Source organism: Algibacter lectus, assembly GCF_900112395.1.
GTDB classification, from domain to species: Bacteria; Bacteroidota; Bacteroidia; order Flavobacteriales; family Flavobacteriaceae; genus Algibacter; species Algibacter lectus.
Map to the genome: position 1 here is coordinate 324433 of NZ_FOLN01000003.1, position 16102 is coordinate 340534.

A 16102-nucleotide genomic window follows, 5' to 3' on the forward strand; every position below is an offset into this window, starting at 1 on the left:
ATTGCACTTTTTATTATATTTTAGGGGTCTAATTTCTTTTTTTGATGAAAACTAAAAATTCGGACTTGTATGTTGTTGGTATTGGTGCTTCTGCAGGTGGTTTAGATGCTATACAGACACTCTTTGATCATTTGCCAAACAATACAGGGATGGTATTTATTATTGTTCAGCATCTGTCTCCAGATTTTAAAAGTTTAATGCCCGAGTTGCTTAGTAAACATACAGCTATGCCTATCTACACTACAGAAGATAAGCAGGTTATTAAACCGAATTGTATTTATTTAAATCAAAGAAATAAAAACCTTCATATTAAAGGTAATCAGTTGTATCTTCTTGATAAAGGGCCTAAAAATAATTTAAATTTACCGATAGATATCTTTTTTCACACCTTAGGTGAAGAGTATAAGGAGAAGTCTGTTGGTATTATATTATCTGGTACTGGCTCCGATGGTTCTAGAGGGATACATACCATAAAAGAACAAGGAGGTACTATAGTTGTGCAAGATCCTGTTTCGGCACAGTTTGATGGTATGCCAAATTCTGCAATAATAACTAATTTGGCAGATTATATTTCGAGTCCTGAAAAGATTGCTGAAGTAATTAGTAGAAACTTAACAAAAAAATCATTGTTAAACGAAGAGTTAAGTGATAAAGAATCTGATGAGACAGTACTAAATAGTGTTTTTACTATTGTTTACAAATTTTCTGGAATAGATTTTAGGGAGTACAAAAAAAATACACTCATTCGTAGAGTAGAAAAACGAATGAATATTAATAATATTGAGCATTTGTTCGATTACGTCACCTTTTTATCTAGTAATGTAGAGGAGAAACAAGCGCTTAAAGAAGACTTTTTAATTGGGGTAACGCGGTTTTTTAGAGATACAGAAGCTTTTAGTTTGTTGAAAACGGAAGTAATACCAAAAATTTGTGAGGCAAAAGAAATGGATGATGCTGTTCGTGTATGGATTGCAGGTTGTTCTACAGGAGAAGAAGTCTATTCCATAGCTATTTTAATTGATGATTATATTAAAAGCAATAAGCTTAATATTGATTTTAAAATATTTGGTACAGATATAGACTCTAGAGCCTTAACGGTTGCAGGGCTTGGTATGTATAATATTAATATTGCTAATGAAATTGAAAAAAAGTATCTAGATAAATATTTTTTAAAAATTGGCGATAAAATACAAATTATAAAACGTGTTAGAGAAAAGATTGTATTCTCGAATCATAACTTAATAAAAGATCCTCCATTTATTAGGATGGATTTAATTTCATGCAGAAACTTACTTATTTATTTTGATAATAAAATTCAAAAGAAAGTGATGCATAATTTTCAGTTTGCCCTAAATAAATATTCTTATTTGTTTTTAGGTAATAGTGAGTCTCTTGGTTCGGTGTCAAAATATTTTAAAACTATTGATGTAAAGTGGAAGATATTTCAGAACATTTCAGAAACAAAAAAATATCCATCTCAAAGCTCTAGCTTAGAGCGAGTTTCTACAATTTCATACAAGACTCCAATAGCTGCAATACAATCTCCTAGTTACAGGGTAAAAGAAAGTCCGGAGTTGGTATTTCATAAATATTTAAGTAGAAAATTTAGTCCGGCATCTATTTTTATAGATAAAAATTTTAATATCCTTTTTATTAACGGTGATGCAGGAAAGCGTTTGTCTCACAACGAAGGTGTTTTTCAAAATAATTTATTGAAAATAGTAAATGCAGATGTTGCGGGGCTTATAAGAAGTGGTGTTAGGAGGTTAGAGAGTGAAAATAAAGATATCGTGATTAAGGGGGTTCTTAATAAAACCAAAACAGAGAATTTCTCTTTCGATTTAAAATTTAACAAACCTAGTGTTGATGATGATTTAAATGGTTGTTATTTAATAGAGTTTAGTAACGATAGGGTATTAGAATACGAAGAGCCTCTGGTTATTAAGAATATAGATGTCGATGAGGTTTCTAATCAACGTTTAGAAGATTTAGAAAACGAGCTTAAAATTGTTAAAACTGAATTGCAAAATGCTATTGAGGAACTTGAGACTAGTAATGAAGAGTTGCAATCTTCTAACGAAGAGCTTATGGCTTCTAATGAAGAGCTTCAAAGTACAAATGAGGAATTACAATCTGTAAACGAAGAGTTGTATACGGTAAATTCTGAAATGCAAGAAAAAAATAAGGAGCTTACAAATTTAAGTAACGACGTAACAAACCTATTGGATAACACTGAAATTGCTACACTGTTCTTGGATACAGAGTTGCGTATTAGAAAATTTACACCTGCACTTAAAGAGGTTTTTAATTTGCATGAATCAGATTATGGTAGACCACTCTCTAGTTTTACATCAAACTTTATGGAAGATACTCGAGCGGGTATTATAGAGGATTCTAGTTTAGTTTTAGAAAAACTTATTACAATAGAAAAACAGCTAACTGATAAAAACCATAACTATTATTTATTTAGGGCAAGTCCGTTTGTTACTTCATCTAAAAAAATAAGTGGAATTGTTATTACATTAAATAATATTAATAAGCTTAAAGAGACCGAAAAAGAACTTAGAACGTCTGAGCTTAGGTATAAAAGTCTTTTCGATAATTTAAACGAAGGATTTTTACACGGTGAAATTATAACAGATAAAACGGGTAAACCTATAGACTGGATCTATATAGATGCTAATTCGGCATTTGAAAAAATAATAGGTTTAGAAAGAAAAGATTTTGTAGGTAATAAGTTAATGGATATTATGCCGTACATCCAAGATGATCCTGGAGATTGGATAGCAACCTTTGGAGAAACTGCAATTTCTGATAAAGAACAATACATAAAAGAGTATTCAACTAAAGAAGGCAAGCATTATCAGGTACATTTGTTTAGTCCGGCTAGAGGAGAATTTGCTGCTACATTTGCAGATATTACTGAGTTGAAAAATAAGAAGGCAGAATTGCTAAAAAGTGAAGCAGAGCTTTGTCGTGCTCAAGAAATTACTCATGTTGGAAGTTGGTATCTAGATGTAGCTACGGGTAAAGTCAGATGGACGGAGGAGTTGTATAAAATATATGGATATGACCCGAGTTTGCCTCCGCCTAATGTTAAATCGAGTAGTAAATTGTTTACGGAGTCGAGCTGGGAAGTTATGTCGGAAGCTATTGAGGCCTGCCAAACAAAAGGTATTTCTTATGATTTAGAGTTAGAAATCATAAGAAAAGGAGGGGAGAAAGGATGGCTCTGTATTATGGGAGAAGCTGTAAGGGATGAAAATGATAATATTATAGCGCTAAAAGGAGCAGTACAAGATATTACGCAGCATAAAACATATGAAGCTGAGCTTATTAAGGCTAAAAAAGAGGCTGAAATAGCAAGTATTCATAAAAATTATTTCTTGGCTAATATGAGTCATGAAATTAGAACGCCCATGAATGGTGTTATTGGTTTTGCTGAATTGTTAAGAAACGATGATATTACCAAGAAGCAGCGATTAAAATATTTAGAGATTATTGACGGAAGCTCAAAGCAATTATTAAATTTAATAGATGATATTATTGATATTGCGAAAATAGAGTCTAACGAAATTAAAATTGTTTATAAGGATTGCCATGTGGCTAAACTTATAAAGAACCTTGAAATAACATACAATCAATTAAAGGCGGTAAAAGGAAAAGATGATATTGTAATAAAATCTTATATTCCTGAAGAGTTAAAAAAGTTGGTTATCATTACTGACAATCAAAGGTTACAGCAGGTTATTTCTAATTTATTGAATAACGCTTTGAAATTTTCAGAAAAAGGAGAGATTTCTTTCGGGTTTACTACCGAAAATGATTACTTGAAATTCTTTGTAAAAGATGAAGGTATTGGTATTGATGTAAGTAAACATGACGAGGTGTTTGAGCGTTTTAAACAGGTGAATTATGATAACAGTGCAATATATGGTGGTACAGGTTTAGGGCTTTCTATTAGTAAAGGGATTGTTGCACTTTTGGGAGGGGAGATTACATTATCATCAGAGTTAAATAAAGGAACTTGTTTTGAGTTTACCATACCATTAAAATCTACAGAGTTTAAGCAAGAAAGTAAAAAATCGATAGAGCCAATTAGTGAGGCTTTTTTAAAAGGTAAAACTATTTTAATTGCAGAAGATGATGCATTAATACAGTTGTTGTTTAAAATTGTATTAAAAAAGACGGAGGCTGATATTCTTTTTGCAAACACCGGAAAATCGGCCGTAGATATATTTAAGGATAATCCGCATATCGATATTGTTTTGCTCGACATCAGAATGCCAGAAATGAATGGTATTGATGCCATGGAAAGAATATTACAAATAAAACCTGAAACAAAAATTATTATGCAGACGGCTTATGTTATGCCTGATGAAAAAGAAAAATGTTATAAGAAAGGTTGTGTAGATTTCCTGTCTAAACCTGTTATTAAGGAGCAGTTATACGAAACTTTAAATAGATGGTTAAATTAATTTTTTAGATATAAAAAAAGCTGCCTTTTCTGGCAGCTTTTTTTTGTGTTGACTTTTTTTAGTTTTTTAAGAATTCATTAGGTCTTCAATTTCATCAGCCTCTAAAGGAATATTTCTCATTAAATTAAAAGGAGATCCAGTTTTTTGGATAACAACATCATCTTCTAATCTAATGCCAAAACCCTCTTTTGGAATGTAAATAGCAGGCTCCACAGTAAAAACCATGTTTTCTTGCATAGGTTCTGTTAAAATACCGTAATCGTGTGTGTCTAGTCCCATGTGGTGGCTAGTACCGTGCATAAAATATTTTTTGTAAGCTGGCCATTCCGGATCTTCATTTTGTACATCGGCTTTATCAAGTAAGCCTAGGTTTAATAGTTCTCCTGTCATTATTTTACCAACTTCAGCATGATAAGCAGCCCAATCAGTTCCTGGTATAAGCATGTTTGTTGCTTCATTTTTAACATTTAGCACAGCATTGTAAACGGCTTTTTGCCTGTCTGTAAAACGACCAGAAACAGGTATGGTTCTTGTCATGTCACTAGAGTAATTAGCATATTCAGCACCAACATCTAATAGAATTAAATCGCCAGATTTGCATTGTTGGTTGTTTTCTACATAGTGAAGTACGTTTGCATTATTTCCTGAAGCTACAATAGGCGTGTAGGCAAACTTTTTAGATCTGTTTCTTAAAAACTCGTGCATAAACTCTGCTTCAATTTCAAATTCCCAAACACCTGGTTTAACAAAATTTAAAATTCTACGAAATCCTTTTTCAGTAATATCACAGGCTTGTTGAATTAAATCTAATTCAATTGGGTCTTTTACAGAGCGTAAACGTTGTAAAATAGGGTTGCTTTTTGCTACGCTATGTGCAGGGTATTTATCTTTTAGCCATTTTGAAAAACGATCTTCACGAGTTTCGGTTTCTACATTGGCACGGTAATGTTCGTTGGTGTTAATGTAAACGGTATCACATTGTGTCATGATTTCAAACATGATTTTTTCCATGTCTTGTAACCAGTAAACTGTTTTTATTCCGCTAGTTTCAAAAGCTTTTTCTTTAGTAAGTTTTTCTCCTTCCCAAATGGCAATATGTTCGTTGGTTTCTTTTAAAAAAAGAATTTCGCGGTGTTTTTCCTTTGGACAATCTGGAAATAATACCAAAATACTTTCTTCTTGGTCGACCCCGCTAAGGTAAAAAATGTCGCGATGTTGCTCAAAAGGCATGGTGCTATCTGCGCTTATTGGGTAAATATCGTTAGAGTTGAAAACAGCTAAGCTGTTACTCTTCATTTTGTTAGCAAAGTTTTTTCTGTTTTTTATAAAGAGATTGTTGTCAATTGGATTGTATTTCATAATTCTAATCTTTTAAAAGTGAATTGTATTGCAAAAATAAAGGTTTTATTTAAAGAAAAGTTTTTAATAAAAAAACATGGTAATAAAAATGAAAAGCAGTAAATTGCGGGCTCTAATTAATTCACCCTCACACGATTATAAAAAATTGTTATTATGATTAAAAATTACACAAGGAAAATGCTTCTTTCGGCATTAATCGGTTTTTTAGGCCTAACTAGCCTTAATGCCCAAGTGATGCTAAAGGAAATCCCTCTGGCACAGCAAATTGAATCTTCAAGTTTGGTTGTTGAAGGAAAAGTGATTTCAAAAGAATCTTTTTGGAATGCAGACCACACTAATATCTACACGGTAAATACTGTTGAGGTTTATAAGGTGTTTAAAGGGCAACCGGCAACAACTGTTCAGGTTGTAACTAAAGGTGGTACTGTTGGTACTATGGCGCAAAAAGTATCTCCAAGTTTAAATTTAGACACAAATGATGTTGGTGTGTTTACTTTAACGAATGATGCTGTTGATCATGCCAATGCATTTAGGGCTTATGCTGGTGTTCAAGGTTTTTACAAATACGATTTAAATAGAAATGTTGTTACAAATCCTTTTCATAAAATGGAAGGTGTAGAGTCGGTTTACACTGAAATTTTATCTAAAACAAAATCTAATTTTTCTGAAGTTTTAAAGTTTGATGCTTTAGAGCTTGCAAATAAGGCTGCAAAAAGTGCAAAAGTTTTAGCGCCAAGCAGTATTACATATTCTCCCGGAGAGATTAGTGCAGGTACTGAAAGTGTTTTAACGATTACAGGAGCAGGGTTTGGTTCTGTAAAGGGTAGCGTTGGTTTTGCAAATTCTAGTGATGGAGGAGTATCTACTACTTATGCTTTAAGTACGCAAGTTTTAACATGGACGGATACTCGAATTACTGTTGAGGTGCCGTCTTTGGCGGGAACAGGAGTTATAACTGTTGTTGATGCTAATGGGGATTTATCTACTTCGGAGGATGTTTTAATAGTGTCTTTTGCATTGTTAAATAATAATAATTCAGGACAGGCATATCTAGCTCAGCACTATGGAGATAATGGAAATGGTGGTTTTACATGGAGTCAGAATTCGAGTTTTTCTGCAAACACAGCGGCAGCAGCAGCTTTTCTTAGAGCGTTAGATACTTGGCGTAATGAAACTAAAATAAACTGGATGTTAGGAGAAGATACTTCTGAAACGGATTCTGGGATAGATAACTTAAACCTTATTGGGTTTAGTGCTACTTTGCCTGAAGGTTATTTAGGAGAAACCATAGTGTATTACGATAGTTGTAATAGTGCTGATTGGGTTGTGGCTGAGGTTGATGTTTTGTTTACTAGTGAAGAAAACTGGGACTATGGTCCAAATTTACCTTTTTTCGATATTGATTTTGAAAGTGTTGCATTACACGAATTGGGGCATGCACATTTATTAGATCATGTTATAGATAGTGAGGATCTTATGGATTTTGATATCGGTCCAGGACAAGTTACAAGAACTTTGTCAAGCACTAATAAAGAAGCTGGAGATATTATTGTTGCTAAGAGTACAACAAACTCTGTTTGTGATTATCAATTAATGACATTGTATTCTGGGCAATTAAGCGTAGAAGAAGATGTTTTAGAGAGTGGTATTGATTTATATCCAAACCCTGCTAATGAAGCGTTCTTTCTTAAAAAAGCATCATCAATTAATTTACAATCTGTAGTGATTTACGATGTAAACGGGCGTTTAATATCTAAACATGATGCTTCGAACACTTCGGGAGTGCAAACCATAAGTTTATCGGGGATTTCTAAAGGACTTTATTTTGTAAATATTAATTCCGATTTAGCTACAATTACTAAAAAGCTTATCGTGAAATAAAGAAATCTTTTAAAAAGATTTATAGATGTAATTAGCTCATCTTATGTTTTCTAGTTTACGGAAAATATAAGATGAGTTTTTTAATTATAATCATTCTAAATGCATAATAAAATACTGTTTAAAACTTGTTAAAAATAGGCTTGCTCACTACCTTTGTAAGACTATAAACTAATTTTAAAATAATGAGCGGATTTTTTAAATCTTCAATTGGAAGAAAAGTTGCTATGGCACTTTCTGCATTCTTCCTCATGTTTTTCTTGTTACAACATTTTGCAATTAATATGCTATCGGTATTTAGCCCAGACACTTTTAACGAGGTGTCACATTTTATGGGAACAAATCCTTTAGTACAATTTGCCTTGCAACCTGTTTTAATTTTTGGAGTGGTATTTCATTTTATTATGGGATTCATTTTAGAGCTTAAGAACAAAAAAGCAAATGGCGTTAATTACGCTAAAAATAATGGTGCTGCTAATTCTTCTTGGATGAGCAGAAACATGATTTGGAGTGGTGTAGCCATTTTAGCATTTGTTGTATTACATTTTATCGATTTTTGGTTTCCAGAAATTAACACAAAATTTATTCAAGGCGATTGGTCAGGAACCATGGATGGTGTTGAAGGTTTTCGTTATTACGAAGAACTTGTGCACAAATTCTCAAACCCTGCTCGTGTAGTAGCCTATGTAATTGCTTTTGTGTTTTTAGCACTGCATTTAATGCATGGCTTTACTTCTGCTTTCCAATCTATGGGGTCTACAGCAGGAAGAAAACAAACATTACAAAATATTGGTAAAGCCTATTCTATTATTATCCCATTAGGATTTGTTGTTATTGCGCTTTATCATTTTTTTAACCATTAATCTTATAATACTATGGCTTTAGATTCAAGAGTACCAAAAGGTCCAATTAAAGATAAATGGACAGATTATAAAAACAAAATAAACTTAGTAAATCCAGCAAACAAACGTCATATCGATGTTATTGTAGTTGGTACAGGTTTAGCAGGAGGTTCTGCCGCGGCTACCTTAGCTGAGTTAGGATATAATGTAAAAGCATTTGCTTATCAAGATTCACCTAGACGTGCGCACTCAATTGCGGCACAAGGTGGAATTAATGCTGCTAAAAATTACCAAGGGGATGGTGATTCTACATATAGATTATTTTACGATACTGTAAAAGGTGGAGATTATCGTTCACGTGAAGCAAACGTATATCGTTTAGCAGAAGTATCTGCAAATATTATTGACCAATGTGTGGCACAAGGAGTTCCTTTTGCTCGTGATTATGGTGGGCTTTTAGATAACCGTTCATTCGGTGGTGTTCTAGTTTCTAGAACATTTTATGCTAAAGGTCAAACAGGTCAACAATTATTATTAGGAGCTTATTCAGCAATGAACCGTCAAATTGCTCGTGGAAAGATTGAAATGTTTAATCGTCACGAAATGCTTGATGTTGTAAAAGTTGATGGAAAAGCAAGAGGTATTATAGCAAGAAATTTGATAACTGGTGAAATAGAACGTCATTCTGCTCACGCTGTTGTTGTTGCAACTGGTGGTTACGGAAACGTATACTTTTTATCAACAAATGCCATGGGTAGTAATGTTACTGCAGCATGGAAAATACATAAAAAAGGAGCATATTTTGCTAACCCTTGTTATACTCAAATTCACCCAACATGTATTCCGCGTTCAGGAGATTATCAGTCTAAATTAACATTGATGTCTGAGTCTTTACGTAATGATGGTCGTATTTGGGTTCCAAAGAATATGGAAGACGTTATGGCAATTCGTGAAGGTCGTAAAAAACCAACCGATTTGTCTGAAGATGAAAGAGATTACTACTTAGAAAGACGTTATCCTGCATTTGGTAACTTAGTTCCACGTGATGTTGCATCTAGAGCAGCAAAAGAACGTTGTGATGCTGGTTACGGAGTAAATGCTACAGGAGAAGCTGTTTATTTAGATTTTGCTGCTGCTTTTGATCGTTACGGGACAGAGCAAGCTAAAATTCATAATATAACGAATCCTTCAAAAGAGAAAATTAAAGAATTAGGTCAAGAGATTGTAAAGGCTAAATACGGAAACTTATTCCAGATGTATGAGAAAATCATAGATCAAAACCCTTACGAAACTCCTATGATGATTTATCCGGCTGTTCATTACACAATGGGAGGTGTTTGGGTAGATTATAACTTAATGACTACTGTTCCTGGATTGTATTGTATTGGTGAAGCTAATTTCTCTGATCACGGTGCAAATAGGTTAGGAGCTTCTGCTTTAATGCAAGGTTTAGCCGATGGTTACTTTGTGTTGCCTTATACTATTGGTGATTATTTAGCTGATGATATTAGAACTGGGCCAATTTCAACAGATTCAAAAGAATTTGAAGAAGCTGAAAAAGAAGTAAAAGATAAGATAGAGTTCTTTGTAAATAATAAAGGAACAAAATCTGTAGATTACTTCCACAAAAAACTTGGAAAAGTAATGTGGGATAAATGTGGAATGTCTAGAAACGCTCAAGGCTTAAAAGAAGCAATGGTTGAAATTAAAGCCATTCGTGAAGAGTTTTGGAAAGAAGTTTCTGTTCCTGGGTCATCAAATGAGATGAATCCTGAGCTTGAAAAAGCGGGACGTGTTGCCGATTTCTTAGAGCTTGGTGAGTTATTTGCTAAAGATGCTTTAGTAAGAGAAGAATCTTGTGGTGGTCACTTTAGAGAAGAGTCTGCTGAGTTAGATGGTCCGCAAAAAGGAGAAGCAAAACGTAACGATAAAGACTTTGCTTTTGTTTCTGCATGGGAATTTAAAGGAGAGCCTGGCGATGCGGTTTTACACAAAGAAGAATTAGAATTTAAAGATATTGAACTAAAACAACGTTCATACAAATAATAAAAAGACATTATGAATTTAACACTTAAAATTTGGAGACAAAAAGACTCAAGTTCAAAGGGTCAAATGGTTGATTATAAAGTGACTGATATTTCAGAACACATGTCTTTTTTGGAAATGATGGATGTTTTGAATGAGCAATTAGTAAATACTGGAGAAGAGCCTGTGGCTTTCGATCACGATTGTCGTGAGGGTATTTGCGGTATGTGTTCTATGTATATTAACGGTGAGGCTCATGGGCCAGATCGTGGTATTACTACTTGTCAGTTACATATGCGTATGTTTAAAGATGGCGATACTATAACTATCGAACCATTTAGAGCTGCTGCATTTCCTGTAATAAAGGATTTAGTTGTAGATAGAACATCTTTTGAGCGTATTCAACAAGCAGGTGGGTTTATTTCGGTAAACACCTCTGGTAATACGCAAGACGCTAACTCTATTCCTATTTCTAAAATTGCTGCCGATGAGGCTATGGATGCTGCAACTTGTATTGGTTGTGGTGCTTGTGTAGCAACTTGTAAAAACTCGTCTGCTATGCTATTTGTAGGAGCAAAAGTATCTCAGTATGCACTGTTACCTCAAGGGCGTGTAGAAGCTACAGAACGTGTGCAAAACATGGTAGCACAAATGGATTTGGAAGGTTTTGGAAACTGTACAAATACAGGTGCTTGTGAAGTAGAATGTCCAAAAGGAATTTCATTAGATAATATTGCTAGAATGAATAGAGAGCTTATGAAAGCTTCTGTGTAATTTCAAGATAATAACACTACTTATAAAAAAAGCTTATATCAATTAGATATAAGCTTTTTTTTATGCGTTAAATTTTTACTTGGAATATTAAGCGTATTGACATAAATATGATGTTTGCTCACTTACTTTTACTTGAAATTTTTGATTAGCATCAATTGTGTAAGCTTCTCCTGCTTTATAAGTTACCCATTCTTTTGAGTTTGGTAATTTAACCGTCATTTCGCCTTCTATAACCGTCATTGTTTCGTGTTCCGATGTACCGAACTCGTAAGTTCCAGCTTCCATAACTCCAATGGTAGATTTTCCTGTTGCAGATTTGTAGCCTATAGATTTAACGTTGCCATCAAAATATTCGTTTGTAGATATCATTTACTTTTTGTATATAATTTAAGTGAGAACTTATTCTTCCTCATCGTTGTTAGAAATTGTTGCTGGTTTAACCGAAGCATCATGTGCATTGTGGTATTCTTCCAATAAACTCATGGTTGCTTTAAGTAAATCTTTCGTTTCTAATAACACACCAAAATAAAGGGTTGTGTTTTTAGGGCTAGATTCTTCAGTACGTGTTCTTTCAACTTGTTTCTGTATTTTTTCCGATAGTATATTAAAAACTTCTTCTTTTCTTCTTAAAATCTTTCCTATTTCTTCAAAAGAACGAGAATCGAAAGCTAACTTCATATCATGAAATAAAGCTTCTACAGAAGCATCAACTTCTTTCAACTCTTTAATTTGGTTGAATTTAAGTTTTTTGTGGTTGTTGTTAATATGCTTGTAACTTACTTTAGAAATGTACTCTAAAGACTGTGCCATATCTTGTAAATAACCTAAAATATTGATGTAGAAGTTACTTGCTCCAACACTAGATTCATCTAAATTTTTAATAAAGTAGAAAATATTGTTACGTAAATCTTCTAATTCTATAGATAGTTTATTAACCTGTTTTTGGTTCTTTTTAAGCGATACTAAATCTTGTTTAGCTAAACCGTTTATGGCATTTGTATATATCTTATTTCCACGTTTAACCACATTAGCTATATTGCTAGCACTTTCGTGAATTACGCCTTGTACAGAGCTGCTTTCAGCTTTTATCAAACTATCTTCAGCTTTTACTTCTTTAGATTTTTTACTATGAACAACCGAACTTCTAATAAGTAAAGCAAACGCGATTACTAATAAAATAGGGAACATTACCGTAATGTTTAGATTTAGTAAGTATGCTACTAAAGCGGCAGCAGTAAATGCACTGAAAGCTGTAAAGAACCAGCCGCCAATAACATTAATAACACCTGCAACACGGTAAACAGCACTTTCTGCACCCCAAGCTCTATCGGCAAGAGAGGAACCCATGGCTACCATAAAAGTAACGTAAGTTGTAGAAAGTGGTAATTTGTATGATGTTGCTATAGAAATTAAAACAGCAGCAATCATTAAGTTTACAGCAGCTCTAACTAAATCGAAAGCCGGTAATTCTAAAGATTTGTTTTTTGATATTGCAATTACTGGCACTTCAAATTGTTTATCAATTTTTGCTTGCCAGCTGTTAGGTAAAATGTATGCTGTAAATTGAGATATTAAAACAGCCGACCTTACAAAACCACGAGATAAGAAGTTAGGTTGAAAACGTTCTTTTGTTTCGCTTTGACTTGCTAAATCTAATGATGTTTTTACAACACCTTTCGCTTTCGATGAAAACCAAAGTGTTAATACCATAATCATTCCAGCTCCAAAAAGTAGCCAGTTATTGGTTGGTACTTTTTCTGCTAAAACCGTCATAGGGAATTCGTAAGCGGGAACTCCAGATGCTGTCCAAGCTAAAAATGCATTGTAAGCCGCAACCGGTACACCAATAAAGTTTACTAAATCGTTACCCGCAAAAGCCAATGCTAAGGCAAACGTGCCCACTAAAATAATAAGCTTATAGATATTTATTTTCGCAAATACAATAAGTGCAAGGGATAATAAAGACCATATAATAGAACTTACTATCACAATAGCGAATACTTTAGTTTCTAAAAAGTGAGACATTGTGCCACCTCCTAAAATATCAAAAGATTCTTTAGCGTATGATGTGCCTTTTAGCCCTTTCATGAAAATGAAATAAGTTATAGAAGTTAAAGCAAATCCACCAAATAAAGCTCCAACCCATGGCGCCTTGTTCTCAAAGTTGTATGATAATAATAAACGAGAAACCCATTGTACAAAAGCACCAACGGAGAATGCGACCACTACCGAGAGCAGTATTCCAAATATAATTTGTGAGGCCTTAGAAGTGTTTATGTAGTTAATAACATCACCAAAATCTCCGCCATCATGCCCGATTTTTATTAAAGCAATCGCAACAGCGGCACCTAATAATTCGAATACAATAGAAACTGTTGTAGATGTTGGCATACCAACGGAATTAAAGAAATCTAGCAATAGAATGTCCGTAATCATAACCGCCATAAAGATGATCATGATTTCATTAAACATAAATTCGCTCGGGTTAAAAATTCCTTTACGTGCAACTTCCATCATTCCGCTAGAAAAAACAGCCCCAACCGCAACACCAACACTGGCAACGATCATGATTGTTCTGAAAGAAATGGCCTTTGAGCCAATAGCTGAATTTAAAAAGTTTACTGCATCATTACTAACACCTACAACCAAATCTGCAATTGCAAGAATGGCTAAGGCGATAATCATGTACAAATAAATATTATCCATAGTGTCTGGTTGAAATAAGGTTGCAAATATCATGACAATATAATTTTGGTGTGTTATGTAAATGTTATTTCTTTAAAAGTGTATATCGCATTGTAAGCGATACATTATTTTGTTATTCTCGTTGGCGACATCTAAATAACTCAAATCGGTTTGAATTTTTAATTTATGTCCTACAATATATTTAGAAAGCCCAAGCGTGTATTGGTTTTCGGCGTTTACATTGGTAATGTTTTTGTCTAAGGTTACGTTGGTGTAACGTCCAGAAACTTCCCAGTTACTCTTTAATAAATATCCGGTTTGTAAGTTTAAAGCATCTCCTACTTGTACAATATCACCTGTTAAAGTACCATCTGAGTTTGTAGCAAATGGGTTATCAGCAGTTCTGTCGGCATATTCGGCCATAAAAGAGAATCCTTTATATTTAAACATGGCATCCATAAACAATGTTGTAATGTTTGTTTCAAAAAAGCCAGTATCGGTTTCCATATAAGTGCCTTGGTTGCTTCTTGTTTTTACAGCATTGTTGTTGTAATCGTAACTTACACCTAGCGCTAGTTTTGGAGTTACCTCTCTTTTTAAATCAGAGCCTTTGTAATCGCCATCACCAGCAAAGTTTCCGAAAGGTAACAACTCTAAACGACCAGTATATTGGTGCCCGCCTAAGTTACCTGTGGTTACGTTTCTACCTTCACCTTGAGCCATAGAGAATATCTCTCTCACTACAAAGTTTTCATTAATGTTAAAATGATGTCTTAATTGAAACCCAAAATCGCGATCAATATTAAATCGACTGTTTAATAGCGATCGGTTTACTTGTTGCATATTTGCTGAAGAAATAACGCGTTCTCTGTTTCCGGGAAGTTTAGTCTGTCCGACCCAAAGCTCGAAATTTTCGTGAAAATTCCACATTAAAACCGCGTCTAAGATATATCGAGGCGCATTGCTAGTGAATTGAGAAGCACCAGATTGATCTCTGTTAGATAAGCCTAATTCTATTTTGTATTTTAGTTTAGGACTGTATGCAAAACCGTTAAATTTTAATCTAGAGCGTCTAATTAAGAAGTTAGCGTCGTTTTTTTCACCATCTTCCCAAACTGAAGAAGCCAGTAGTTGCACGCGTAATCCAACTTTCATTGTCCAAGAGCTGTCTTTACCAACAACGTTGAAAATGCCGTTTCCGAATTTCCCCGTTTTAATTTCTTGCGCTTGCGCGAAAGCCATAAACCAGAAAACTAGTCCAAACAGGATAAGTTTAAGTTTCATTATTCAGTATTAGTTTTTGTCACTGCAAATAACCAACACCAATGTTAACTTAACGTTTCCTTATGATTAATTTTTAAATAAAAAAAGACCGCCTTACGTTAAGGCGGTCTCATTAGAAATCATTATAATGTAGTCGACAAAAACTAATAGATTAAATGAATTGCTAATAAACTGTCCGAGGACAAGCACAAATATCTCTTATTAAGTTAATTTTAATGTAACCCCAATATTAAGGAATTATTAATAATGGGGTTGTAATTTAAAATACTAAAACACTGATTTATAAATAATTACAAGTTTAATGTTAATTTAATGTTATGTAATTGTTGTTTAAATGTAAAATGTTTTATATATTTGTGTAGGACGTATTAACAATAACCCCATATAAAATGAAAAATATATTAATTATTGCAATAGCATTGTTTACATCAATCACTTTTGCTCAAAAAGAAAAATCGTTAACTTTAAATAAAGAAACTAACCAAATAGATGCTATTTATTATCATGATAATGGTGAGGTAAGCCAAACGGGTGCCTTTACTGCTGATGGTAAATTAGATGGTAAATGGATTAGCTTTGATGAAGCTGGAGAGAAAACTACTGTAGCTTATTACAAAGAAGGTAAAAAAGTTGGTAAATGGATTCACTTTATAGACGGAAATAAAAAAGTAGTGAACTACGAAAATAATGTAGCTTCATTATAATTTATTATAGTAAAGTATAAAACAAAAAAAGCATCCTAATTAGGATGCTTTTTTATTATATGTTGTTTACCTT

10 protein-coding genes are annotated in these 16102 nt (G+C 33.5%); 6 read left to right on the forward strand and 4 right to left on the reverse strand.

The window, feature by feature from the left end; translation table 11 throughout:
* Positions 1–44 precede the first annotated feature (44 nt).
* Positions 45–4478, forward strand: coding sequence for a chemotaxis protein CheB (locus tag BM246_RS07210; protein WP_074936812.1), 4434 nt, complete (start codon positions 45–47; stop codon positions 4476–4478).
* 66 nt (positions 4479–4544) lie between these two features.
* On the opposite strand, the gene BM246_RS07215 is transcribed toward BM246_RS07210, so the two are convergent.
* Positions 4545–5837: an aminopeptidase P family protein gene (locus BM246_RS07215; protein ID WP_074936814.1), complete on the reverse strand. Its 1293-nt coding sequence runs from the start codon at positions 5835–5837 to the stop codon at positions 4545–4547.
* 153 nt (positions 5838–5990) lie between these two features.
* Between BM246_RS07215 and BM246_RS07220 the strand changes: the two genes are divergently transcribed.
* The 4 genes from BM246_RS07220 to BM246_RS07235 all read left to right on the forward strand — a co-directional run bounded on the left by BM246_RS07220 (position 5991) and on the right by BM246_RS07235 (position 11356).
* On the forward strand, positions 5991–7718 hold the full coding sequence (locus tag BM246_RS07220; RefSeq protein ID WP_074936816.1) for a T9SS type A sorting domain-containing protein: 1728 nt from the start codon (positions 5991–5993) through the stop codon (positions 7716–7718).
* Between the two features lie 182 nt (positions 7719–7900).
* The gene (locus BM246_RS07225) at positions 7901–8578 is read left to right on the forward strand and encodes a succinate dehydrogenase cytochrome b subunit (protein WP_042502453.1); all 678 of its coding nucleotides are present in this window, start codon (positions 7901–7903) and stop codon (positions 8576–8578) included.
* 12 nt (positions 8579–8590) lie between these two features.
* The gene (locus BM246_RS07230; protein WP_074936817.1) at positions 8591–10603 is read left to right on the forward strand and encodes a fumarate reductase/succinate dehydrogenase flavoprotein subunit; all 2013 of its coding nucleotides are present in this window, start codon (positions 8591–8593) and stop codon (positions 10601–10603) included.
* Positions 10604–10615: 12 nt separating this feature from the next.
* Positions 10616–11356 carry a succinate dehydrogenase/fumarate reductase iron-sulfur subunit gene (locus BM246_RS07235; protein ID WP_042495992.1) on the forward strand — a complete coding sequence of 247 codons (741 nt, stop codon included), beginning with the start codon at positions 10616–10618 and terminating at the stop codon, positions 11354–11356.
* Positions 11357–11443: 87 nt separating this feature from the next.
* Here the strand turns inward: BM246_RS07235 and ppnP are convergent, their stop codons facing one another.
* The 3 genes from ppnP to BM246_RS07250 all read right to left on the reverse strand — a co-directional run bounded on the left by ppnP (position 11444) and on the right by BM246_RS07250 (position 15325).
* Positions 11444–11725: a pyrimidine/purine nucleoside phosphorylase gene (ppnP, locus tag BM246_RS07240; protein ID WP_042495990.1), complete on the reverse strand. Its 282-nt coding sequence runs from the start codon at positions 11723–11725 to the stop codon at positions 11444–11446.
* A 30-nt stretch (positions 11726–11755) separates the two neighbouring features.
* Positions 11756–14062 carry an inorganic phosphate transporter gene (locus BM246_RS07245; RefSeq protein WP_074937156.1) on the reverse strand — a complete coding sequence of 769 codons (2307 nt, stop codon included), beginning with the start codon at positions 14060–14062 and terminating at the stop codon, positions 11756–11758.
* Between the two features lie 72 nt (positions 14063–14134).
* Positions 14135–15325 (reverse strand): porin, encoded by a 1191-nt coding sequence (locus tag BM246_RS07250; RefSeq protein WP_074936818.1) that lies wholly within the window; start codon positions 15323–15325, stop codon positions 14135–14137.
* A 389-nt stretch (positions 15326–15714) separates the two neighbouring features.
* On the opposite strand from BM246_RS07250, the gene BM246_RS07255 reads away from it, so the two are divergent.
* Positions 15715–16029 carry a toxin-antitoxin system YwqK family antitoxin gene (locus tag BM246_RS07255; protein WP_074936820.1) on the forward strand — a complete coding sequence of 105 codons (315 nt, stop codon included), beginning with the start codon at positions 15715–15717 and terminating at the stop codon, positions 16027–16029.
* Positions 16030–16102 lie beyond the last annotated feature (73 nt).